Source organism: Absiella sp. AM09-50 (assembly GCF_003433845.1).
Taxonomy (GTDB): domain Bacteria; phylum Bacillota_I; class Bacilli_A; order Erysipelotrichales; family Erysipelotrichaceae; genus Hoskinsella; species Hoskinsella hominis.
In genome coordinates, this window is the sequence record NZ_QVFI01000001.1 from 159634 (window position 1) to 184816 (window position 25183).

The 25183-nt window shown below is 34.0% G+C and carries 28 protein-coding genes; 27 read left to right on the forward strand and 1 reads right to left on the reverse strand.

Annotated features, from left to right (window positions below):
• The first annotated feature begins 32 nt into the window (after positions 1-32).
• From DW114_RS00775 to DW114_RS00840, 14 genes are all read left to right on the forward strand, one after another.
• On the forward strand, positions 33-764 hold the full coding sequence (locus tag DW114_RS00775) for an amidohydrolase family protein (protein WP_117451989.1): 732 nt from the start codon (positions 33-35) through the stop codon (positions 762-764).
• 13 nt (positions 765-777) lie between these two features.
• Positions 778-1245 carry a PTS system mannose/fructose/N-acetylgalactosamine-transporter subunit IIB gene (locus DW114_RS00780; protein ID WP_117451451.1) on the forward strand — a complete coding sequence of 156 codons (468 nt, stop codon included), beginning with the start codon at positions 778-780 and terminating at the stop codon, positions 1243-1245.
• A gap of 22 nt (positions 1246-1267) precedes the next feature.
• The gene (locus DW114_RS00785; protein WP_117451453.1) at positions 1268-2023 is read left to right on the forward strand and encodes a PTS mannose/fructose/sorbose/N-acetylgalactosamine transporter subunit IIC; all 756 of its coding nucleotides are present in this window, start codon (positions 1268-1270) and stop codon (positions 2021-2023) included.
• 5 nt (positions 2024-2028) lie between these two features.
• Positions 2029-2847, forward strand: a complete 819-nt coding sequence (locus DW114_RS00790; RefSeq protein WP_117451455.1) for a PTS system mannose/fructose/sorbose family transporter subunit IID — start codon at positions 2029-2031, stop codon at positions 2845-2847.
• 18 nt (positions 2848-2865) lie between these two features.
• Positions 2866-3585, forward strand: a complete 720-nt coding sequence (locus DW114_RS00795) for an amidohydrolase family protein (protein ID WP_117451456.1) — start codon at positions 2866-2868, stop codon at positions 3583-3585.
• 4 nt (positions 3586-3589) lie between these two features.
• On the forward strand, positions 3590-4573 hold the full coding sequence (locus DW114_RS00800) for a hypothetical protein (protein WP_117451458.1): 984 nt from the start codon (positions 3590-3592) through the stop codon (positions 4571-4573).
• Positions 4566-5360 carry a BtpA/SgcQ family protein gene (locus DW114_RS00805; RefSeq protein ID WP_117451460.1) on the forward strand — a complete coding sequence of 265 codons (795 nt, stop codon included), beginning with the start codon at positions 4566-4568 and terminating at the stop codon, positions 5358-5360. The genes DW114_RS00800 and DW114_RS00805 overlap by 8 nt, the downstream gene beginning before the upstream one ends.
• Before the next feature lies 1 nt (position 5361).
• A complete protein-coding gene (locus tag DW114_RS00810) occupies positions 5362-5757 on the forward strand; it encodes a PTS sugar transporter subunit IIA (protein WP_117451462.1) in 396 nt (131 codons plus the stop codon).
• Positions 5758-5941: 184 nt separating this feature from the next.
• Positions 5942-7252 carry an ATP-binding protein gene (locus tag DW114_RS00815; RefSeq protein ID WP_117451464.1) on the forward strand — a complete coding sequence of 437 codons (1311 nt, stop codon included), beginning with the start codon at positions 5942-5944 and terminating at the stop codon, positions 7250-7252.
• A 15-nt stretch (positions 7253-7267) separates the two neighbouring features.
• Positions 7268-8224 (forward strand): D-2-hydroxyacid dehydrogenase, encoded by a 957-nt coding sequence (locus tag DW114_RS00820; protein WP_233509513.1) that lies wholly within the window; start codon positions 7268-7270, stop codon positions 8222-8224.
• Between the two features lie 117 nt (positions 8225-8341).
• Positions 8342-8965 carry an RDD family protein gene (locus DW114_RS00825; RefSeq protein ID WP_233509515.1) on the forward strand — a complete coding sequence of 208 codons (624 nt, stop codon included), beginning with the start codon at positions 8342-8344 and terminating at the stop codon, positions 8963-8965.
• A 79-nt stretch (positions 8966-9044) separates the two neighbouring features.
• Positions 9045-9839, forward strand: a complete 795-nt coding sequence (locus DW114_RS00830) for a Cof-type HAD-IIB family hydrolase (RefSeq protein ID WP_117451468.1) — start codon at positions 9045-9047, stop codon at positions 9837-9839.
• 78 nt (positions 9840-9917) lie between these two features.
• Positions 9918-10337, forward strand: a complete 420-nt coding sequence (locus DW114_RS00835; protein WP_117451470.1) for a hypothetical protein — start codon at positions 9918-9920, stop codon at positions 10335-10337.
• Positions 10338-10354: 17 nt separating this feature from the next.
• Positions 10355-11257: a homocysteine S-methyltransferase family protein gene (locus DW114_RS00840; protein WP_199483511.1), complete on the forward strand. Its 903-nt coding sequence runs from the start codon at positions 10355-10357 to the stop codon at positions 11255-11257.
• A 105-nt stretch (positions 11258-11362) separates the two neighbouring features.
• Here DW114_RS00840 and DW114_RS00845 read toward each other — a convergent pair whose 3' ends face one another.
• Complete coding sequence (locus DW114_RS00845) at positions 11363-12028, reverse strand: suppressor of fused domain protein (protein WP_199483513.1); 666 nt, start codon at positions 12026-12028, stop codon at positions 11363-11365.
• A 210-nt stretch (positions 12029-12238) separates the two neighbouring features.
• On the opposite strand from DW114_RS00845, the gene DW114_RS00850 reads away from it, so the two are divergent.
• The 13 genes from DW114_RS00850 (at position 12239) to glyA (ending at position 25072) form a co-directional block, all read left to right on the forward strand.
• A complete protein-coding gene (locus tag DW114_RS00850) occupies positions 12239-13111 on the forward strand; it encodes an AraC family transcriptional regulator (protein WP_117451472.1) in 873 nt (290 codons plus the stop codon).
• A 4-nt stretch (positions 13112-13115) separates the two neighbouring features.
• The gene (locus tag DW114_RS00855) at positions 13116-13661 is read left to right on the forward strand and encodes a nitroreductase family protein (RefSeq protein WP_117451474.1); all 546 of its coding nucleotides are present in this window, start codon (positions 13116-13118) and stop codon (positions 13659-13661) included.
• Between the two features lie 213 nt (positions 13662-13874).
• Positions 13875-15194, forward strand: a complete 1320-nt coding sequence (locus DW114_RS00860; protein WP_117451476.1) for a PTS sugar transporter subunit IIC — start codon at positions 13875-13877, stop codon at positions 15192-15194.
• A 71-nt stretch (positions 15195-15265) separates the two neighbouring features.
• Positions 15266-16276, forward strand: coding sequence for a LacI family DNA-binding transcriptional regulator (locus tag DW114_RS00865; RefSeq protein WP_117451478.1), 1011 nt, complete (start codon positions 15266-15268; stop codon positions 16274-16276).
• A 15-nt stretch (positions 16277-16291) separates the two neighbouring features.
• Complete coding sequence (locus DW114_RS00870; RefSeq protein ID WP_117451480.1) at positions 16292-17752, forward strand: sulfatase; 1461 nt, start codon at positions 16292-16294, stop codon at positions 17750-17752.
• A 222-nt stretch (positions 17753-17974) separates the two neighbouring features.
• Entirely contained in the window at positions 17975-19357 is a 1383-nt protein-coding gene (locus DW114_RS00875; RefSeq protein ID WP_158552180.1) for an AAA family ATPase, read from the forward strand.
• Positions 19350-20093 carry a hypothetical protein gene (locus DW114_RS00880; RefSeq protein ID WP_117451483.1) on the forward strand — a complete coding sequence of 248 codons (744 nt, stop codon included), beginning with the start codon at positions 19350-19352 and terminating at the stop codon, positions 20091-20093. Before DW114_RS00875 ends, DW114_RS00880 begins: the two co-directional genes overlap by 8 nt.
• 82 nt (positions 20094-20175) lie before the next feature.
• Entirely contained in the window at positions 20176-20820 is a 645-nt protein-coding gene (locus DW114_RS00885; RefSeq protein ID WP_243205918.1) for an L-threonylcarbamoyladenylate synthase, read from the forward strand.
• A 184-nt stretch (positions 20821-21004) separates the two neighbouring features.
• Complete coding sequence (locus DW114_RS00890) at positions 21005-22192, forward strand: AfsR/SARP family transcriptional regulator (protein WP_117451485.1); 1188 nt, start codon at positions 21005-21007, stop codon at positions 22190-22192.
• A gap of 82 nt (positions 22193-22274) precedes the next feature.
• A complete protein-coding gene (rpiB, locus tag DW114_RS00895; protein WP_117451486.1) occupies positions 22275-22715 on the forward strand; it encodes a ribose 5-phosphate isomerase B in 441 nt (146 codons plus the stop codon).
• Positions 22715-23470 carry a DUF5131 family protein gene (locus tag DW114_RS00900; RefSeq protein ID WP_117451487.1) on the forward strand — a complete coding sequence of 252 codons (756 nt, stop codon included), beginning with the start codon at positions 22715-22717 and terminating at the stop codon, positions 23468-23470. The genes rpiB and DW114_RS00900 overlap by 1 nt, the downstream gene beginning before the upstream one ends.
• Positions 23463-23846 (forward strand): transporter, encoded by a 384-nt coding sequence (locus tag DW114_RS00905; protein ID WP_117451488.1) that lies wholly within the window; start codon positions 23463-23465, stop codon positions 23844-23846. Before DW114_RS00900 ends, DW114_RS00905 begins: the two co-directional genes overlap by 8 nt.
• Entirely contained in the window at positions 23843-25072 is a 1230-nt protein-coding gene (gene glyA, locus DW114_RS00910) for a serine hydroxymethyltransferase (RefSeq protein WP_117451489.1), read from the forward strand. Before DW114_RS00905 ends, glyA begins: the two co-directional genes overlap by 4 nt.
• Positions 25073-25183: the final 111 nt, after the last annotated feature.

A 25183-nucleotide genomic window follows, 5' to 3' on the forward strand; every position in this document is an offset into this window, starting at 1 on the left:
ATCAAGATGAAATGCTGATAGGAGGAGATAATTTGAAATATTATGACATTCATTCTCATTTGGGAAAAACTAGTTCTGGAGAAGAAAATACGCCAACAGAGCTGGTTGAAGATTTGAAAAAACATGGAATCACAAAAGTTGGTATCAGCTGTTTATCTGGTATATCCACACGGTATCAAAATGATTTTATCTATAAAGCAATGTGTGAGTATCCAGACATCATTGAAGGATATGCTTTCATCAATCCAAAAGATCCAAAAGCATTGGAAGAAATTGATTTGTGTTTAGGAACTTATCATATGAAAGCAGTAAAGTTTCACTCATGGAAGCATGGGTATTATCCTGATAACTCGCCTGCTTTAGATGGACTTCTTGATAAAATTGAAACATATGGCGTTCATGTGCAGACACATGTAGGAACTGCACCGATTTCTAATCCATACGTCTGGGCAGAATATGCAAAAAAACATCCAAATCTGCGCTTTGTATTTACACATATCGGATATTATGAATTTGGTATGTCTACGATTATGGCAGTTAAAGATTTAGATAATGTATGGGTAGAAACAAGTGGTCAAATGGATACAAGAGTGTTAAAAACAGCAATTGATGTATTAGGTTCAAAACGAGTATGTTTTGGAACAGACTGGCCATATAAACCAGTAAATATAGAAATCAGCAAGTTTGAAGAATTAGGCTTAAGTGAAGAACAGCTGGAAGATATCTTCTATAAAAATGCTGAATATCTATGGACAAAAAAATAAGGAGGAACATTTTATGAATATTACTACATTCCGTATTGATGATCGTTTAATTCATGGACAGGTTGTTACTGCATGGATTGCTCATTCTGATGCAAAACAGATTTTGGTATGTGATGATGCTGCAGCAAAAGATACACTTCAACAATCATTATTGAAGATGGCAACACCTAAAAACGTGAAGCTGATCATTAAAAATTTAGAAGAAGCAAAGCAGATGATTGAAACAGATACATCAGATACAAAAACTTTATTATTAGTAAGAGGGCCAAAACAGGCACTATATCTGATTGATAGTTGTAAAGATGTGAAGAGTATTAATGTTGGAAATATCAATATGAAAAAAGGAAAAAGAAAAATTCTTGGCAACTGCTGGTTGAATGAGGAAGAAGAAGCTGATATCCGCAAACTGGCAGAAAAAGTTGAAGTAGAAGTTCGTGCAGTACCTAATGAACAGAAAAAAATTCTAGTTCATTTACTATAAAAGAAAGGAAAGGGATAAAATTATGAGTTTATTTTTACAGGCATTGCTTGTGGCAGTTGCTGTAACGATTGCATTTATTGATGCACATACAACACAGACACATATTTTCCGTCCAATATTTATAGGACCGGTTGTAGGGGCAATTATGGGTGATTTTCAAACAGGACTTCAAGTTGGTGTTACAGTAGAATTGATGTTTCTTGCTGTTATCTTTGTTGGTACAGCAGTTCCACCAAACCCAACTATTTCTACAGCAATCGCTACCGCAGTTGCAATTCTTGGAGGTGGTGGTACAGATTTAGCTGTCGCTACTGCTCTTCCTGTATCATTTATCGGTCAGATTGCTGAAACTGTACAGAACTCTGTTATTAATGTATGGTTTATGCATCGTGCAGAAAATTCAATAGAAAAATTAAATACCAGAGGTCTGGTAATGAATAATATTGTCTATACCATGGCAATGAATGCCTTGTTATATGGCGTGCCAACGTTCCTAGCAGTATATTATGGTGCTGATTTTGTAGCAGCAATTATCAAGGCCATTCCTGATAAGATCATCACAGGTTTATCCGTTGGTGGCAACATGGTTGGCGCAGTGGGATTTGCATTGTTATTAAGTTCTATTAAAAATCGAACAATGTGGCCGTTCTTATTCTTAGGCTTCTTCTTTGCAGCATATTTAAAGATCAATATGGTCGGTATCGCATTATTAGCTGTGGTTTTTGCGGCATTATACTTTTACTTTAAATTAGCTGATCAAAGTGAGGGAGAGGAGTAAATCATATGGAAAATAATAAAAAATTAACAAAGAAAGATTTATGGAAAGTATTCTTTGGACAATTGACCATTCGTGGAGCGAATAACTATGAACGTCAACAAAATGCTGGTTTTACCCAAGCAATGATGCCAGTTATTGAAAAAGTTTATGATACAGATGAAGAAAAACTGGAAGCTTATGAACGTCATATGGAGTACTTCTTAACTAATGATATTACCAGTGCCATTCCTGTAGGTATCGCAGCAGCAATGGAAGAAATGCACGCCAATGATCCTGATATGGATCCAGGTGCAATCAATGCAGTAAAAACAGCCCTGATGGGTCCACTTGCTGGCTTGGGAGATTCCTTATTAAATGGTACAGCTCGTCCAATTTTAGCAAGTCTTGCGATTTCCTTAGTGAATGCAAAACTAGGCTGGATTGGCCCAATCTTCTTCGTTATTGGTATGAGTATTGTATCTTTGGGTATTCGATATTTAGGTGTTTTCCAGGGATATAAACAAGGAATTAAACTAGTAGAAAAGATTAATTCAAGTGGATTAATTTCAAAAATAACAGATATCGCAGCAATTGCGGCATATACCATTGTCGGAGGATTTATTCCAGCTTTAGTTGTTATGAATATACCTATTGAAATAGCATCAGGTGATACAGTCATCAAAATTCAGGAAACATTAGATGGTTTAATGCCAGGTGTTCTGGGATTAGCTTACACATTTTTAATGTATTATTTCGTCACAAAGAAAAAGATTTCTGCAGTTAAATTAATTTTTATTACGATGGTTGTCGCAATTCTTGGAGTATATGCGGGTATCTTAGGATAATAAAGGAGGCGTATAGGAATGATTGATATTCATTCTCATATCGAAAAAGAAAATGGCGTATATCTGCTGGAAAAACTTCTAGCAGATATGGATCGCTTTCAGATACAAAAACGAGTAATTTCAGATTTACGGGTAGATGGTATACAGGAAGGAATACAACAGATTGCGGAAGCAGTAAAAACCTATCCTGCGCGTTTGATTGGATGTGCTTTATTGAATCCTTCTCTATCTACAATTATTGAAGATACAAAATTAGCATGTGCAACACCAGAAATACAAATGATAGAATTTAATTCTTATGAACATGGATATGCGCCAGATGATTGTCCTGTTTTAAATGAAGTATTTTCATTGATTCAAGAAAGAAAACTTCCAGTAAAAGTATTTTCTGGTATTGGTGCCAAAGCACTTCCTCATCAATGGGAAATCTATGTAAAAAGATATCCAGATATTCCATTTATCTTTCTTCATATGGGGTGCTTTGATTATGGTTATAGCTGTGTTGATATTGTAAAACGAAATGATAATGCATGGATTGAAACCAGTAATCAATATGAAATGCAGATACTAAGAAAAGCATTTCAACAATTGCCGGAAAATAAAATTCTGTTTGGAAGTAGTTATCCTGAACGATTTACGAGAAATGCAATTGAAATATTTGATTTATTCCCATTAAATAAAGATACAAGACAGGCTTATTTTCATGATAATGCAAAACAACTTTTAAGACAGGGGTGAAGATATGTATGTTGTAGATAAAGAAAAGGCGAGAGCCGCTTTACCAAAAAGTGTGGTGCAGGATTTTGATGATATTGTAACACAAAAAGTATTAGGAGCAAGCACCCATATCAAAATGATTGGCAATATGATTGAGCAGATTGCTTTAGAGTATAAAACAAATGGCAATATAGAAGAAATGATTCAAAGAATCGATGAAGTATGTAACTTTTTTATCGCAACAAGAGGTGAAGCAAGTCAGGCAATTACCAATGCAATCTATCAGATGATAAAAGGTATTCATCGTCATACAAATCATGAACAGTCATCTGAAGTTGTACAAGCAATTATTGATGTGAAAGATTCATATGCGAAAAGTAATAAAAAGGCAATTGATCAGGCAGTATCCTATGCTGTGGAAATAGGAAATCGTATGCAGAATATTTTAGTATACGATTATTCAAGTACTGTTGAAGCATTTTTAAGAGGATTGCAGGCTGGTAAGACAATCTATATCGCAGAAAGCCGCGTCATCAATGGAGGAAAGCCGTTTGTAAAACCTTGTATAGAAGCAGGGCATCAGATTCACTTCATACCTGATGCAAGTTTAATGTATTACATGAAAGAATGTGATGGCGCATTCATGGGTGCTGAATCCATTTATCCCGATGGCACTGGATTTAATACAACTGGGTCAGACATTGTAGGGTTGATATGTGATTATTATAAAAAACCATTATATTTTATATCACCGCTCATAAAACTAGATGTAAGACCAGTATATGGAAAAGAAAAAACGATTGTAATCAATGATTTAAAGGATAAGTTACAAGATGTGGCAGATCCTGATAATCACAAAGATATTGATTATTATACACCAGAATTACTTGGTGTTTGTCCAGAACATATCAAAGGTTTTATCACTGAAAAGGGGGTAATTCCAAGTATACAGTTATATGATACTGCTATGCAATATATAAAAGAATTAAGAGGTGAAGAAGATGTTTAAACCAAATTGTACTGCATTTGCGATGATACAGCCAAGTCCATTACCTGGTAGTTATCGTCATGTAGATAAAACCATTGATGATATTGTCAAAGAAGTTTTAGATGAAACGCAGATGGTTGTAGATAATGGCTTTGATGGTGTAATTCTACAAAATATGAATGATATGCCGATTAAACAAATTGCACCACCTGAAGCAATCGCCTATATGACAAGGATCGCGTTTGAAATTAAACAGCATTACCCTGATCTGGTTCTAGGTATTCTTGTAAATTGGGATGGTGTCGCAAGTCTTGCAGTTGCGGATGCTGTAAATGCAGATTTTGTCAGAGTGGAACATCTATTTACTGGAGCGAATGTGACAAGTGCAGGTATCTTGGAAGGCCAGTGTGTAGAAATTGCACAATTAAGAAAAAGAATACGTTCAAAAGTTCCTGTATATGCAGATATTCAGGAGGTGCATGGCGTACCTCTAGGTGGCAAACCAATTGATGCTGCAGCATGGGAAGCAGTACATGAAGCATTTGCGGATGGATTATTTGTTTCAGGTAAAACAAAACAAGAAAGTCTAGAAATGATACAGGCAGTTAGAAAAAAACTACCTGATACACCTGTTATTTTAGGCGGTGGAGCTACTGGAGATAATATCACAGAATTACTAGAATATTATGATGGTGTATCGGTGGCGACATGGGTAAAAAATGGTGATATGAAAAATCCAATTGACCCAAAACGTGCAGAAATCTTTATGAATGGAGTAAAGTGCGCAAGAGCAAAGAAAGAAGGTTAATATGACAGGACTGATTTTAGTAGGACATGGAAATTTTGCGAGTGGTATGCATAGTGCACTTCGATTATTAAATGGAGAATGTGAAGGACTGGTAAGTATTGACTTTCAAGAAGGAACATCTTTTGAAGATCTTTGCGAACAATTAAATAAAGAAATTGATAAGTTTGAAAATGATAAAGTGATTATCTTAACAGATTTACCTGGTGGTTCTCCATTTAAAGCCGCAGCTTTGGCAACCTTTCAATACGATCATGTAAAGGCATTGACCGGAATCAATTTTCCAGTATTAATGGAAATTGCACTATCTAAAGATTATACAGAGGATATTGATCAATTAATTGCACAAAGTATTGTAAATGCAAGAGAAGCGTTAATGGAAATAAAATTAGAAGCATAATGATCAGGAAGGCAAAGCCCTTCCTTTTTATGTTATAGAAAAAATGGTGAAAAGGATGATAAAGCATCAGAAAAACATGGGGAAAATAAATAAAAATATTAGAATAACATGTAATTTATATCTATGATGATTGAGAAAAACATGGAATAAGGGTATACTTTAAATAGAAAAGAGATGATAAATCATGCTAAAAAGGAAAATTGAGAGTGATTTAATACAATGGAAAAACCGTAGACATAAACAAGCTTTATTGGTAGAAGGTGCCAGACAGGTAGGGAAAACAACTTCCATTCGCTCATTCGCAAAACAACATTATGAATCATTTATAGAATTAAACTTTGAGCGAAATCCAAAATTAAAAGATATCTTCATGGATGATTTAGAGCCTAAGACAATTTATATGAATATGTCCGCAATGGGACTAGGTCCAATGAAACCTGGCAAGACGCTAATATTTTTTGACGAAATCCAATCATGTCCACAAGCAAGAACCGCAATAAAATTTCTTGTGGAGGATGGACGTTATGATTTTATAGAATCAGGCTCCTTACTTGGAATCAATTATAAAGATGTATCATCTTATCCCGTTGGCTTTGAAGAACATATAAGGATGTACTCTCTGGATTTTGAAGAGTTTATGTGGGCAAATCATATCAGTGAAGATGTTATCCAAGAATTAAAACAGTGCTTCAAAGATCAATGTCCAATCCCAGCGTTTATACATGATAAAATGATGAAGTTATATTATCAATATCTCATCGTTGGTGGTATGCCTAATGTTGTGAATGAATTTATTGAAACATATGACATTAATGAAGTCATTCGCATACAAAAGGATATTATCGCTTCTTATCGCGATAATATATCAAAGTATGCAGAAGGAAAAAAAGCCAAAGTTAAAGAAATTTTTGAGGCGATTCCAGAACAATTAAATAAAAAAAATCAAAGATTTTACTTCAGCAGCTTAACAGCGGAACCAGCTTTACGAAGCTATGAAGGTGCCATCACATGGCTGAATGATGCTGGTATTGCAAGCATGTGTTGTAATGTTACGCAGCCACAATTACCATTATCGTTTAATCAAAAACGTAATTTGTTTAAATTATTCATATGCGATTCAGGATTTTTAACCGCAATGAGTTATGGCAGGATACAGCCTAATATTTTAAAAGGAGAATTAACAATAAACAATGGAGCTGTTGTGGAAAATGATGTTGCTGCTGGAATATTAAAAAAGGGATTCGATATTTACTATTATGATTGTAAAAAGCCATTACAAATGGAGATTGATTTTTTGATACAATATCAAGGAGGCATATTGCCTATTAAGGTAAAATCAGGGGATGATTATAAAAAGCATCCATCGCTTGATCGATTTATGTCGCAATATGCGGATATGGATCAGGCAATCGTTTTTTGTAAAGGTAATATAGAAAAAGATGGTAAGTTGTTATATTTACCATTATATATGACAGGATTTTTAGAAAACGAATAGAGAGGAATGATCAATATGAAAACATGGGTATTAACAGAATTAACACAGGCACAAAAAGAACGCTTACCAAAGGGATACGAGTATGTATTCTCAAAAGAATTGAACAAAGAAGAAATCAAAGATGTAGAGGTAATCGTAGGACGCCCGCCTTTTGAACTTTTGCCATATGCAAAGAATTTAAAATGGCTACAGCTAGATAGTGCAGGAAGTGAACACTATTGTAAAGCAGGATTATTACCAGAAGGCTGTGTACTAACCAATGCAACAGGCAGCTTCGGTTTGACCATCAGCGAGTATTTGATTTGTACGATTTTAATGCTGATGCGCAATATGAATTTATATGTTAGAAATCAAGAACAGGCAAAATGGCAGATAGAAGGACCCATTTATTCTATCTATGGATCAACATTCTTAATTGTGGGATTGGGCAATCTTGGAATAGAATTTGCGAAACGAATCAAAGCACTGGGTGGTTATACGATAGGAATCAAAAAACACATAGAACAATCTGTAGAATACATTGATCAATTATATACCATGGATCAAATCAAAGATGTATTACCAAAAGCTGATGTTGTCGTTATGGCATTACCTAGTACAGAAGAAACCAGAAAAAGCTTTCATGGAGAATATTTTGATTTAATGAAAGAAACAGCCATCTGGGCAAACGTTGGTCGAGGTGATGTTGTGGAAACAATGGATGTGGTAAATGCAGTAAAAGAAAAGAAAATTTTAGGTGCTGTGCTGGATGTATGTGATACAGAGCCAATTCCTGCAGATCATCCTATCTGGAAAGAGGAAAATATCATTATCACACCACATATTTCAGGAACATTCCAATTACCGAAAACCAAAGATATCTTTGTGGATATTCTTTGTGAAAATCTGGAAGCTTTTAAAAATGAAGAACCACTTCGTAATATCGTGGACGTGAAAGAAGGGTATCGAAGTTACGCTTTAAAGAAATCATAGCGGTATCACAAATTATAAAAAAAGGACTTGGAATGCGCTTTCATCTGTGGTATACTGTAGTTGCAAGTGGTATAGACCACTAAAAAATACAGGTTATTTAAAGGAGATGTTCAATATATGGAACAATCAATGAAAGACACACAGTCCATTCGTGTAAAATGGTATTTCAAGCTATTTTCTAAATTGGATAATGAACAAACAAACGTAGATATGACAACAAGAGCATTCGCATATATCATTGACTGGGTACTTGGCAGCTTTGTGACTGCATTCCCAACGGTATTTATGTATATGTCTTACACGAAATCTACAGAATTAAATCAAAATCTACTAACTTTCCCTACTATCACTTATGCACTGATCGCAGGTGGATTGAGCCTTCTGTTTGCGATGATTTATTATGTGTATATTCCAGTAAAAGTTCATAAAGGACAGACCTATGGTAAGAAATTTATGGATGTGAAAGTTGTAAAACTTGATGGAAGCGATGTTGATTTTAAGACAATGCTGAAAAGAGAAGTATTAGGAAGATTTCTTTTAGAAGCAAGTCTTGTGGCAGTAGGAAATTATATTTTCCAGATTGTTGTTTTGATTGCACAGGTAAATATTATTTTACCATTAAAATGTGTCAGTTCCGTTTTATGTATCATATCTATTTTGATTGCACTGAAAACCGATTCCAGACGTATGATTCATGATTATGTAGGAAAAACCAAAATTATAAGTACGAAGGAACAGTAAAAAACTGTTTCTTTTTCTTTATCTTGTAAGAAACTGGAAAAAATCCTGTATAATAGTGGATGAAGAAAGAGGTATTGGTATGGAAAAGAAATTTTTATTTTTTGATATTGATGGCACATTAACAACAGGAGGTATGGGAAGCTTTATTCCTGATTCTGCCAGAAATACATTAAAAGCTTTAAAAAAGAACGGTCATGTAGTGGCAATTGCGACTGGAAGACCATATGCGATGAGTAAGGATGTCGCAAAAGATTTAGAAATAGATTCCTTCATTTGTAATGGTGGAAACACCGTTGTTTATGAAGGTGAAAAGATATACAATGAGCCTTTGGATCAGGCTCATGTAAAAGAGTTATTAAGAGAATGCATTGCATTTGGATTTCCTTATTGTATATCTCAGGCAGATGATTTCTTCTTCCTAACAAAAGATATGAAGGCACTGCCTAAATTAGATAATGACTTTTTAAGTCAGTTTATACAAGAAGCAGATTTTGATCCTGAACACTTAACACAGGTGAAACGTTTAATGATCTATGTAAATAAGGAAGAACAGAAAAAGTTAACTTCTTTCCCTGATTTGGTACCACAGCGATATGATGATGCCTATGTTATGATAGAACCAGATGATAAATTCAAGGGTATCAAAAAAATGATGGAAATTTTAAAAGAACCAATTGAGGATGTTGTGGTATTTGGGGATGGAGAAAATGATATCAAAATGTTTCAACAGGCACCAATATCGATAGCAGTAGGCAATGCGATTGATGAATTAAAAGCACTAGCATCTTATGTAACAGATCGAAGTGATGAGGATGGTATCCAAAAAGCATGTTTACACTTTGGCTGGATATCACCTGAAGATATATCAAAGTAGAAGCATGTTTAATTATTGCTGTATGTTTAAGTCATGATCCATATGAGTATATGATGTAAAAGAAAAGAGGAATAGCAGATGGATTTACAAAGTCACAAAGAATTTTTATGGAAGTATAAATTATCTTATGGAGAAACCAGACCAAAGAAAGATGATCCTGAAAAACAGGTATATCCATTTTTGAACAAAATTATAGAAACCGATTTTGCATCATGCGGTACTCAAGAAGTAAAAGATGCCATTGATGCATGTCAAAGTGTAGAAGAAATCTTTGATATTGTTAGTGATGAATGGAAAGATTTTTACTTTTTGGAAGTAAGTAATCACATTGATCAGGAAGAATTTTCTCGTATCTTAAAAAAATTATATGATACCGTTGGGATCACAACGCAGATTTATGAAAAAACATATGCGTTTGAGGCAGAACGTGCCACAGATGAAGTGAAACAGTATTTATATGATCAAGGGGTTTTGAATAAAGAAGCATATACAAAGTAAATAAGAAGGAGATAGAAATGGAACGATGTGTATTAATGGAAGGCGCATTAAAAGAACGCTTAAAAAGGGAGTATCAAATAGAATTCAACGAATTTGTGGATATGGGAGCTTTGATCTATGATACCAAAAGCAAACAAGCATTGAAGGTGTTATGGAATCAATATCTTGATATCGCAAGACGTTATGATTTAGAAATTTTACTGACGACACCGACGCGTAGAGCCAATAAAGAACGTATTGAAAAAGCTGCATATGATGAACAATTACTTGTGGAAAATGTAAAGTTCTTAAAAGAAGTCGCAAAGGATGCGAAAGCAAAGTCGTATATTGGCGGTTTAATGGGATGCAAAGGGGATGCTTATACTGGGGAAGGCGCATTATCTCAAGAAGAAGCAAAAGCATTCCACAGCTGGCAGGCGAATGTATTAAAAGTGGCAGGTGTTGATTTCTTATATGCTGGTATTATGCCAACTTTACCTGAAGCATGTGGTATGGCACAAGCATTATCAGACACCGAATTACCATATATTATTAGTTTTACAATTCGTAAAGATGGGAAACTGATAGATGGTACTACCATTCATGATGCGATTGCTTATATTGATGCATATACATTGAGAAAACCTGCTTGTTATATGAGTAATTGTGTTCATCCAGATATCGTTTATGAAGCATTGACACAACCATGTAATCAAAATGAACTCGTAACAGAGCGTTTTAAAGGAATTCAGGCAAATACCTCTCCATTAGATTATGATCTATTAGATCAAAGTGAAGAACTACAAAGCAGTGATCCAGAAGCATTGGCAAAATCCATGGCTCGTTTAAAAAGCTTAGGACTACAGATCTTTGGTGGATGTTGTGGTACAAATGAGCATCATATGGAAGAAATCGCAAAAATAATATCTACAAAGGCGTAAGCAATTACGCTTTTTTCTATCTAAAAAACTACAAGCAATGATAAGCCTGTAGTTTGTATCTGGAATATTAAATAAATAGTGATATATTATAAGAATCATGTATTATTAAAATACTATAGATTCTGTTCGATTCAAATCAGTTTCCAGATTAGGATATTTTTTACGTAATTTCTCCACAAATTCTTTGATTCTTGGCACATTGTTGCTTAGCATTTCATATTCAGGTTGTGTAATCCCAACCAATTGAATGAAATCCGTTCTACCATAAACGGTATCTACACCATGAGCCTCCGTATCTGCGATGGTAAGTAGTGCTGTAATGGCAGTATCGGTATGTAATTTGATAGGCTGCCCTTTATTTCCAATTAATTGATAAGGTTCAAAGAAACGATTGGTTGTGTATGTATATCGAGCCATATTAGATAGCACATCTAGTGCCCACATACAATCCTGAACATCTTCTACAGGCAGTTTCATTGTCATTTCATAACCCCATCGATTCCATTCCTGCCCATATTTATCCTTTTCAAAATAAAGATTTGTCATTCCATAAGTAACGATATGCTGATAACCATTGGCGGAAGTGTAAATAGAATATCCATCCAGATATTCATTACCACCAAACATTGCACGGGCTGTCATATTTGTGGCAAAATGCTTTGGCTGTTGATTTGGATACAGATGATCAAATACTTCATCAATCGCTTCCCATCCAGGTGCCCATTCTTCATCTTTTTCTGCTTTTTCAACAAATTCTTCATAAGACATCATATGATAAGTTCCTCTCTTTTCTATCCTTTTATTGGACCATATTTTCTTCATTTTATGATGTAAACAAAAGAAAGTCAAACAAGTTTTTTTATTTAAATATATAAATCATGAAAAGATAAAGGTACAATAAGATAGAAGCGACAAAAAGAAACAAAAAATAACAGGAAACAAATCATCCCAAGGATTAGAATGTAATCAGGAGGTAAGGATATGGAATGGACAGAAAGTTTAGCAACAGCATTGAAATATATAGAAGATCATATCTATGAAGATATCCATGCAGATGATCTTACAGATATCGTTTATATGTCATCCTTTTATTTTCAGAAGGGTTTTAAAATCATTACCGGTTATTCTATTGGAGAATATATCAGATGTAGAAGACTATATCTGGCCGCATTAGATATTATTGATGGTAATGATAAAGTAATTGATCTGGCATATAAATATCATTATGATACACCAGAAAGCTTCACAAAAGCATTTACCCGTTTTCATGGTATATCACCAATGCAATTGAAAAAAGATAATCGCAAACTGAAACCATTCCTGCCTCTAAGAATATCCATTACAATACAAGGAGGAAATGAAATGGACTACACGATAGAACACATGGAGGCAATGAAAGTGATTGGTTTTATCAAAGATATCAAGCAGGAAACAGCTTATCAGGATATCCCGCAAGCATGGAATGAATTAACGAAAATATATTGTGAACAACCAAATGAATTTACAGAACTAAAAAAGACATGTTTTGTCGGAGAATTTGGTATCTGTATCGATGATGGAAGTGTAAAAGATGGTTTTCAATATCTGATGGCAGGACGATATCATGGGGAAGAAGTACCACGAGGAATGATCGTTTATAATATACCAGAATCAACTTATGTGAAGTTTCGATGCAGTGGACCATTACCTGCTGCCTTACAATCTGTGAATACACAAATTTATAAAGAATGGCTGCCACAACATCCAGAATATGTATTTGAAGGATGTATGAATCTAGAATGGTATTCTAAAGGTGATATGTCAGCGAGTGATTACCAAAGTGAAATCTGGATACCAGTGAAAAAGAGAGGATAAGCATATGGAATTTGATCAGGTAATAAAAAATCGAAGAAGTATACGCAAGTTTCACCAACAAGCAGTGGAAACAGAGAAAATTACAGCGATATTAGACTGTGCAAGGTTATGCCAATCAGCGAAAAATCGTCAACCATGGAGGTTCATGGTACTTACAGAAGATAGAAAAAATCGTGTTGCGGATATTATGTTAAACCTTTTTGAACAAAATGATGTAGAACTACATGGCTATATGAACAGTTCTAGAAATTCCGCAAATATCATCAAGAATGCGCCAGTATTGATATTGGTATTTATCCCAAAAGATGAAGAATGGATACAAAGTGACTTGTTATCTGTAGGTGCAGCCATAGAACATATTTGTTTAAAGGCAGTGAATGAAGGTTTAGGTTCTGTATGGATTGCGGATACGGTTTATACAAGAGAAGGAATATGCGAAGAATTAGGGAGAACTGATGATTTACTGGTGTCTGGTATTGCTGTTGGATATGCGGATGAACAACCATCACCACGTCCTAGAAAAACGTTGGAGGAAATAATTTTGAAGTAAAAAATATGGGTGAAAAAGATTGTATTTTAGAACTTTATTTTCTATATATGCAGTCTTTTTTTTTGCTGAATTTTAAAGAAAAGCAATCGTTAAAAAAAATAAAAAAATTGTAAACAAATATTGACAACGCTTACAACGATGTTATAATGATGATGTGAAACGTTTCAACAAAAGATTTAAGAGTAAATGAAGAAAAAGAAAAAGGAGAAAATTATGAACCACTTTGTAGAAAAATTTCAAGATAGGCTTCAAGAAATTTTGTTTCCAATTGCTACAAAACTAAACGCTGAACCACACTTATCTGCTTTAAAAGATGGTATGACAATTACGATTCCTTTGACGATTATCGGAGGATTTGCAATGTTATTGGCTGTACCACCTGTATCAGCTGGCTTACAACCAACTAATATCTTTAACCAATTCTTACTTGCATGGCAGTCATGGGCAGTTTCAAATAATGCAATTCTAATGGCGCCTTATAACTTAACTATTGGAGCTATATCTGTTTATGTTGTATTTGCTGTAGCCTATGCATTAGCAAAAGAATACAAAATGAATGGAATGTCCAGCGCATTGATTGCACTATTTGTATTCTGGTTAACAAGTGCTGCACCAATTACAGATGAAAAACTTGGATTAGTATCACAGATGAACAACCTGGGAGCTGTTGGTATGTTTTACGCAATCATTGTTGCCTTTGTAACTGTAGAAGTTATGCGTTTCTTTATGAAGAAAAACATTAAAATCAAAATGCCAGATTCTGTTCCACCTAATGTAACAGCTCCATTCGAAGCATTGATTCCTGCTGCAGTATTAACAATTGGAATGATTATACTAAATGCAATTTGTACATCTTTAAGTGGTAATAATCTTTGTGCATTAATTTTCACAGTTATCAAACCATTGATGTTTGCGTCATCTTCACTGCCTGCAGTAATTTTGTTAAGTATTTTATTAAGCTTATTCTGGTTCTTTGGTATCCACGGAAACAACATGATTGGTGGAGTATTAACACCAATCACAACTGCAAATATCGCATTAAATGCACAGTATTATATTACAGGACAGGGAACACCAACACCATTATCAGGTGCATTCCTTACAATTTTCGGTAATTGGATGTCTTATCCTGCTATGATGGTATGCTTCTTCCTAGTTGCAAAAAGTGCAACTTTGAAATCTATTCGCAAAGTAGCCTTGGTTCCAGATATTTTTAATATCAATGAACCACTAACCTTTGGTGTACCAATTGTAATGAATGTAACAGTAGCTTTACCAATTATGATAGCAAACGTAATCACATGTACGATTGGATATATCGCAATGAGTGCTGAGCTGGTAAACAGTATTCATATTGTGCTTCCATTTACAATACCTGGAGTATTTAATTTATTCTTATCTACAGGTGGAGATATACGTACTATCATCTTATGGGCAGTACTGTTTGCTTTAGATATCATTATTTTAATGCCATTTATTAAAATATATGATAAACAGCTTTTAGCTGATGAAAATAAGAAAGAAAATGAATAGTTAAAGATTATCTATTTGCTTATCATCATCCTATTATAGTAAAATAGTAATATGTGGTAGAAGGTGATGATATGGCAACAATCAAGGATATAGCAAGAGAATTAAATCTGGGAGTTTCGACTGTATCCATGGCTTTAAATGATAATTCAAGAATTTCGCAGCAAACAAAACAAATGGTTTTGGACAAAGCGAGAGAATTAGGATATGTAAAAAATGGGATTGCGGTAGATTTACAAAAGAAATGTACCAATATTATATTGTTTGTAGTAACAGATGCTTCACGTTCTTTTTTCTCAAAAACATTACATGCAATCCAAGAACGAGTAGCATCTTATGGTTATGATCTATTGATAGCGACAACACAAAGCTCTTCACGTACAGCGAAAAGGTTTATATCAGAGCATCGTGCAGATGGCGTTATCATTTATACCAATCAGATTGAAGATGAATTTATTCAGGCTTATGCAAGAGAAGATTTTCCTATGTATATTATGGGACATCATGTAGAAGGGGATTATATCTTTAGCGATGATATTCAAAGATATGCTTCAGATTATAGTGCAGCAGTAGAATATTTAATCGCAAAAGGGCATAAACGTATCGCCTTTGTCAAAGGCTCTATGAAAACTTTGGGAACACCAAGAAGATTATCTGGATACAAAAACACATTATTGAAATTTGGTATTCCATATCGTGAAGAACTTGTATTTGATGCTGGTAGCAATACCTTTGCTGGGGGATATGATGCAACAATGAATATCATAGATCAAATAGAAAATATTGATGCTATCTATTATTCTAATGACGATATTGCTTTGGGAGGCATGCGTGCGTTACAACATAGAAATATTCAAGTTCCCGATGATATATCGATTATAGGAAGCAATAATCTTCCTGAATCTTCTCTTGTAAGTCCTGCATTAACTACAGTTGATCTACAGGTGGAAAAGGGTGCATATTTTGCAGTTGACTGCTTAATGCATGCATTAAATAAAGAATATGATGAAATTCAAAAAGCAAAAGATCATCGTAAAAATGATATTGAACACGTTGTAGAAAGGGAAACTGTAAAGGAAAAATAAGAAGGAGAATAAACTATGAAGGCGATCATGGTCATGTTTGATACCCTGAGCAGAAGATTTTTAGAAAACTATGGAAATGACTGGGTGAAAACGCCAAATTTCAAACGGCTAGAGGAACATTGCTGTCGTTTTGATAATTTTTATGGAGGCAGTATGCCATGTATGCCTGCCAGAAGAGAATTGCATACAGGAAAATATAATTTTCTTCACAGAAGCTGGGGGCCATTAGAGCCATTTGATTTTTCTGTGATTGAAGAGTTAAAAAAAGCTGGAATTTATACACATTTATGTACAGATCATTCTCATTATTTCGAAGATGGAGGTGCAACCTATCATAATCGATACAATACTTGGGAAGGATTTCGTGGACAGGAAGGTGATCGCTGGATACCACAAGATGAAGGAATGCTTCCTTCTCAACGGAATGCTTTGTCAAAAAAGGGTATTTCAGTTCAGCAACATTATGCAAATATTACAAGACAACAAAAAGAAGAAGATATGTCCAGTGTAAAAACATTTCATGCTGGTCTAGATTTCATTAAAAAACATGCTGATAAAGATAACTGGTTTCTTCAAATAGAAAGTTTTGATCCACATGAACCATTTTATGTTCCACAAAGATATCGTGATTTATATGAGCTTGAAAATGCACCAGAATTCAACTGGCCAGCTTATGGTCCTATTGATGAACAGTTGCATGGGGAAAATTTAAAAGAAGTTAGAAAAGAATATGCCTCTTTAATCACAATGTGTGATCATTATCTAGGAAAAGTGCTGGATTTAATGGATCAATACGATTTATGGAAAGATACAATGTTTATTGTGAATACAGATCATGGATTTTTGCTGGGGGAACATGGCATGATGGGCAAAAATTTTGGACCAATGTATGATGAAGTTATACATATACCTTTTTTTCTATATGATCCAAATCATCAAGGGCATAAAAGCTGTGAAGCTATAGCACAGACCATTGATGTGGCTCCTACTTTATTGGACTTTTTTAATATTGATTATAGTGTATGTGATGGTTCTTCATTAATCACATGTATGAGGAATAACCAAAATACTAGAGATGTTATATTATATGGCGTTCATGGAAGCTTTACATGCATGAGTGATGGATCTTATGTTTATATGAAAGCCAATATTGATTCAGAAAATCCATTGGTTGAGTGTACATTAATGCCAACCCAAATGAGAGGATTTATTCCTTGTGAAGCAATCAATAAGGCAGAATTAGTAAAAGGAGATGCTTATTCTAATGGGGTATCTTATTTGAAAATTCCAATAAAAACATTTTATGATGCTTCTATCTTTGGAGATCAATTGTTTAATATCAAAGAAGATGAATATCAAAAATATAATCTTGTGGGAAAAGTAGATACACAAATATATGATAATAAATTAAAAGAATTACTGAAACAGTATCAGGCGCCTGAAGAAGAATTTCAACGTTTGGGATTGTTGAATTAAAAATAGAAGCTGTTAATGATCTGATTTTTTGCAGAATGATACAGACGATAATTATAAAGTTTGTAGAGATACAGGAATGAAAACATTTTTGTATCTTTTTTATATTATATTTTTTACCAATAAATTCATTATAAAAATATATTTTGATACAAAATGTTACGAAATCGTAATTTAATTGACAAATTATACTCATGTGTTACAATGAACATGGAGGTGTCATATATGAATAATCTTGTAAGAATTGAACAAATTGAAATAAATGGCATTAAAAATATTCTTCATGGTGAAGTGGCTTTTCAGGAGTATAGTGAAATATTAAAAGGAGACTTTGATGATATTAGATCCACATTTCACCCTGTACTTGGCATATATGGACAAAATGGTTCTGGAAAAAGTGCCGTTTTAGAGACCACTAAAATTCTTAAAACAATCATGTCAGGGGAGTGCCTGCCAAAGAATATTGATCAGTATATCAATAATGAAAAGCATGAAGCCAATCTTATATATACATTTTTGTTTATTCATGAAACAAATATGCAGCTGGTGGAATATCATGTGAAAATAGAATTAGAAGATGGTAACTTTAATATAACATCAGAAAAGCTACTATCTAAATCATACGATAAAGATAAGAAGAAATGGAAACCACAAGTTATTTTAATTCAAACAGATTTTGGAGATATTACTTTAAAAAAATTAAAAAATAAAATATCCAAGGATCTATTAATAGAACTAAGGGTTGTGAAAGATATGCAAAAGGATGCTTCTTTTATTTTTTATGAAAGAAATAGGAATTCATTAATTTCTGAATTGAAAGATAAAAATGAAGATTATCTAATCAAAACAATTGAAGTATTAAATATCTTTGCGCAAACTGGTTTAATCATTATTGAGAATGATGTGATGGGCAGTATCAATATGAATACATTTATGCCAATCAGTGTTTACTTGCCTGTAAAAGATTCATTAAAGCTTGGAGAAATTCCAGTAAATATCTTAGAACCTAACGAGATGCCATTAGCACTATTTCATGATATGGAAAAAATTATTCAGCAAATAGATCTAGTAATATCAGCTATTATTCCTTCCTTGAATATACAAATCATACACAAGAAAGAGCAGCTTTTAAAAGATGGTTCTATGGGCATGAATTTTGAAGTTGTTAGTGTTAGAAATGCAAAATTTATACCACTAAAATATGAATCAGAGGGGATAAAGAGAATAATTTCAGTAACAAGCTCCTTAATTGCTGCCTATAATAACAATTCACTATGTTTAATGATCGATGAATTTGATTCGGGCATTTATGAATACTTGTTAGGAGAATTGTTGGAAATCATGAATGAATCTGCCAAAGGTCAATTTGTATTTACTTCACATAATTTAAGACCATTAGAAAAATTATCATATAAATCAATTATATTTACAACAGTAAATCCAACTAACAGATTTATACGTTTAACAGGAGTAAAACCAAACAATAATATTCGTGATTATTATTATACAAATATTATGTTAGGTGGACAAAGTGAGCAATTGTATGAGGAAACAAAAAACTATGAAATAAAGAGGGCATTTAGAAAAGCAGGAAAATTATATGAATAAGAAAAAAGTTTTTTTGTTCATCGTAGAGGGGTTAAGTGATAAAGAAGCATTAGAACCAATTGTATCAGAATTATTGAATGATAAAAAAATATATTTTAAAATATTGCGATGCGATTTAACTGCAGCCTTAGATAGACGTTTTTATCATCATAATATGAAAGAACGTATTAAAATTGTTATAGATGAGTTTCTTGAGATGAATCGCGGAATTAGAAAAGCAGATATCGAAAAATTAATATATTTAACAGATATTGATGGTTGTTATATCGCTTCTGATTATGTTTTTTATTCAGAATGTGATAATTGTTTTCGATATGAAGATGATGGGATTTATACGAATAGACCAGAAACTGCAATAGAGAGAAATAGATTAAAATCAAGAAATTTAAATATCATAAACTCTACACAGGAGGTTTATCATTTTCCAATTGAAGTATATTATTTTTCTTGTAACTTAGATCATGTTTTACATGATGAGCGAAATATGAAACAGGAAAATAAAGTAGTATATGCGGAAGCATTTGCTGATCAATATGAGGGGTGTGAGAGTAAATTTATAAATTACATTAGTGATGATAATTTGTTTCCAAAATGCAAATATGATCAATCATGGAGCCATATAAAACAGGATTTAAATTCTCTACTAAAGTACTCTAATTTTTGTCTTTTCTTTTTTCACAATTTTGAATATTTAACTGAAGAAGCAAAAGAATGTATAGATAAAATTAGCTTATAAGCAATAATTCCTTCCATTGCGAAAACATAATTTTTATATTGCAATGGGATTTTTCTTCCTATCAAAAACAGAATGTGGTAGAATGATGACGTTAAAAAAACGCAAGGAGGAACGCTTGATGAATACCATCCGTTTTGAAAAAGAAGATTTAGAAGCAGTTGTAGAACTGTTGAAAGAAGGAAACGTTGTCGCATTCCCTACAGATACAGTTTATGGATTAGGCGTCATTTATGAAAATGAAGAAGCATTAGAAGCTCTAAAAGAAGCCAAAGGCAGACCAGAAAATAAGCCAATTCCAACGATGGTGGCAAGTCTTGAACAAATAGAAACTATTGCAGAAGTAGATGATCGTGCAAGAAAGCTTGTGAATGCATTTATGCCAGGGGCATTTACTATCATTTTAAAAAAGAAAGATACATTACCAGATTACATTACAAACGGATTTGATACAGTAGGTATTCGTATGCCAGATGATCCATTTGTACTGGAAATGATTGAAAAATGTGAGAAGCCATTGTTAGTAACAAGTGCCAATTTATCCGGTGAAGAAACTGGTGTAAATGATGAACAGGTATTGTCACAACTGGATGGCAGAATTGATGCAATTGTGCTGGGTGAAGCTGGTGGAAAAGTCGCAAGTACGATTGTGGATATGAGCAAAGAGGAAATCAATATCATCAGAAGTGGACCAATTGATGAAGAAACCATTTTGAATACATTAAAATAGCGAAAAAAATTCATGGAAATTTGGAAAAAGGACCATGAATTTTGCTTTTTTGCGATATATTTAAGACAAATTTCTAATTTTTTAAGATTCGTTGACATCACACCAACATCCCATTAAAATTTAAAGTAGGAAAAAGTCTGCAAATTTGTGACAGTGATGTTCACGCAGAGAAAGAGGTTACATTATGAAATATGAAGATACTTTACAAATCGAGATGTTAGGTGAATTTTCTATCCGTAACGAATTCAATAAATTTCCACAGGAAACTAAAAAAAGCATGCAGGTCATCATGCTGATTGCCTATTTAATCGTTAATCGTACTACACTTACAAACAAGGCCAGATTAATGGAAATCCTTTGGCCAAACAATAGCGCAGATAATCCAGAAGGAGCATTGCGTAATCTGGTTTATCGTGCCCGTTTAGAACTAAAGAAATTCTTTCCTGGAGAAAATGTAGAATGTATCCTTTCAAAGAGTAATTCTTATATTTGGAACAGTGAATTAGAATGTGATCTTGACATTGTGAAATTTGAAAATCTGGCAGAAAAAATCAAAGAGGAAGAAGACATTGATAAGGCATTAGAATTATGCCGTCAAATGCTTACTGAATATAAGGAAGAATTCATGTTTGAGTTCCCAAATGAAAACTGGATTGTATTACAGAGAACCTACTATAACAATCTAAAACTGGAATGCATCAGTAAAGTCGCAGAATGTTTAGGTGATTTAGGACGTTATGAGGATATCATTAATTTATGTGATTTATTAGATTATCAGGAATTTACTAATACCAAAGTACATGAATTAAAGCTGTTTGCTTATTATAAACTAGACATGATTGCGATGGCAATGTCATACTATCACAAAGTCATTGATTTATATTACAGCCGTCTGGGGATTGAAGTCAGCGAACGTATGAAAGAAATCTACGCAATGATTCAAGAAACCAGCGCAAAAACACCAGTCAGTGTAGAAGAACTGGAAAGAGAAATGAATGAATCCACAAAAGATCAGGGAACATTCTATTGTGACTTTGACGTATTTAAAAACATATATCGTATCAATGTACGTGCTGCACAACGTTCTACACGTGCAAGATTCTTAGTACTGATCACTGTAAAAGATGATAGTGGCAAGTTAAGTGAAAAACGTTTATTGAAGGAAAGCGATTTACTAAAAGATATTATCTATTCTATGTTGCGTAAAAACGATGTATTCTCTAAATGTAATCTAACACAGTACTCTGTGATTATCGCAACACCTAGAAAAGAAGGCTGCCAGAAAGCAATCAACCGTATTCTTGAAAAATATGAACAAATCAAGACAGAGGATTGTGTCAGTGTCAGCTATCAGATGAAACCAATACTTTAATATAAAACGAGCAGTTCTCTGTTCGTTTTTTCTTATCCTATGGTATAATGGTTCCATATAAACAATAGGAGGAAAAATACATATGAAAATAGCATTAGCTTGTGATCATGGAGCATTTGAATACAAGGAAATAGTAAAGGAAATGTTGACTAAAGAAGGACATATCGTTGAAGATTTCGGCTGTTATAGCACAGAAAGTGTAGATTATCCTGATTATGCAGGACCTGCTGCACAAAGTGTTGCGGATGGCAAGAACGATCGTGGTATCGTTATTTGTGGTACTGGTATTGGTGTAAGTATCACTGCCAATAAAATCAAAGGAATTCGTTGTGCGTTATGCAGCGACCCAGTAAGTGCAAAACTTACAAGAGAACACAATGATTCAAACGTTTTAGCAATGGGTCAAAGAATCATCGGTGTAGAATTAATGAAAGAAATCGTACGTGTATGGATGGGTACCGAATTCAGTCATGATGCTCGCCACCAAAGACGTATCGATAAAGTAATGGCTTTAGAAAAATAATGCCACAATGGAATCCATGGCACGGCTGCCATAAGTTCTCTGAAGGCTGTGAGCATTGTTATGTCTATCGTATGGATGAGCGACATGGTAAAGATGCCAGTGTTGTGACAAAACTGAAAACGATGTATCTGCCAATCGCAAAAAAACGGGATGGAAGCTATAAAATACCTTCAGGTGAAGTGCTGTATACGTGCTTTACCAGTGACTTCTTTGTCGAAGAAGCAGATGAATGGCGAAAAGAAGCCTGGGCGATCATAAAAGAAAGAAGTGATTTACATTTCTTTATGATAACCAAACGAATTCACCGCTTTATGGAATGTATACCTGAAGATTGGGGCGATGGTTATGAGAATGTCACGATTTGTTGTACCATGGAAAATCAGAAACAGGCAGATATCCGCTTGCCAATCTATCTCAAGATGCCAATCAGACATAAACAATTGATTTGTGAACCGTTGTTAAGTGATATTGATTTTCATGGCATGCTAGATGAAAGTATAGAACAGATTACAGCAGGTGGAGAAAGCGGTAATGAAGCACGTGCATGTGATTATGCATGGATTTTACATATCCGTGAACAATGTATAGAAAAAGGAATATCATTTTACTTTAAACAGACAGGAGCCAGATTTATCAAAAATGGCAGATTGTATCGCATACAACGAAAATATCAGCATCAACAGGCGAGAAAAGCATGTATTAATGTAGATGCACAGATTCCCCGTGATTTTATAAAGGAGAACAAGTATGAGTAATGAATGGATGGTAAAAGTCGTAAAATATATGGAAATCGCAATTGCGGTAATATCCATGATTGCCATTGGCGTATCTACCGTGATATGCGTATGTCATGCGTTAGGCGCATTTGTGGAGGGTTCTTTCCAGCTAAATGAATTTATGGAAAATATTCTGACACTGGTTGTTGGTATTGAATTTGTGCGAATGTTGATTTTACATACACCACAAAGTGTGATTGAAGTGCTGTTATATGCAGTCGCAAGACAGATTGTCATCACGCATGACAGTTCTTTAGATAACTTGATTGGTGTAACGGCAATTGCCGTAATCTTTATGATTCAAAAATATTTATTAAATGATAAAAAACAAAATAACGATGGAGGTGCAGTATGAAAGATCAAATGATTGAAGCAGCAATAGAAAAAGAAGCAAAAAGGCAGTTGTATAATATTGAATTGATTGCATCAGAAAACTATGTATCAAAAGATGTATTACAGGCAGCTGGAAGTATCCTGACGAATAAATATGCAGAAGGTTATCCTGGAAAACGCTATTACGGTGGATGCGTCAATGTCGATGAAGTAGAAGATATCGCAAGAGCACGTGCGAAGGAATTGTTCCATGCGGAGCATGTCAATGTACAGCCACACTCTGGTTCTCAGGCAAACATGGGAGTGTATATGGCAATCCTTGAACCAGGGGATACGGTTTTAGGTATGAACCTGACAGCAGGTGGACATTTAACACATGGGCATCCATTAAACTTCTCAGGTACATTATATAATTTTGTGGATTATGGCGTTCGTGAAGATGATGAAACAATTGATTATGAAGATGTGCGACGCGTTGCTTTAGAAAACAAGCCAAAGCTGATTGTTGCTGGTGCCAGTGCCTATCCAAGAATTATTGATTTTGCGAAATTCAGAGAAATCGCAGATGAAGTAGGCGCATATTTTATGGTAGATATGGCACATATTGCTGGTTTGGTTGCAGCTGGTTTACATCCAAGTCCTGTACCTTATGCAGATTTTGTGACAACAACAACGCATAAAACATTAAGAGGCCCACGAGGCGGTATGATATTATGTAAAGAAAAATACGCAGCATTGCTAGATAAAAAAGTATTCCCAGGTATGCAAGGGGGTCCTTTGATGCATATTATTGCCGCAAAAGCAGTTTGTTTCTATGAAGCATTACAGCCAGAATTTAAAGACTATGCTGCACAAATCATTAAAAACTGTAAAGTATTAAGCGATACATTAAAGGCAGAAGGTTTTAGAATTGTAAGTGGCGGTACAAATAATCATTTGATTTTAGTTGATGTGAAAAAATCTATTGGTATGAGTGGAAAACAGGCAGAAAAATTATTAGATGAAGCTTGTATCACATGTAATAAAAACACCATCCCATTTGAAACAGAAAAACCATTTGTGACAAGCGGTATTCGTTTAGGAACAGCTGCAATGACAACAAGAGGTTTTAAAGAAGAAGAATTTAAACAGGTTGGTTTATGGATTTCTGAAGTATTAAAACACGCTGATGATGAGGCTGTAATTCAGAAGGTACGTAAAGAAGTTTGTGCATTAACGGAACAGTTTCCACTACCAAATGATAAATAAATGGTTCGGATAAGGCGAATATAACGCTTTATCCTTTTCTTTTGCAAAAAAATGTAAAAATTAAATTAACATCTTTATAAGAACTTGCTATAATAGGAAAGCAAAAAAAGA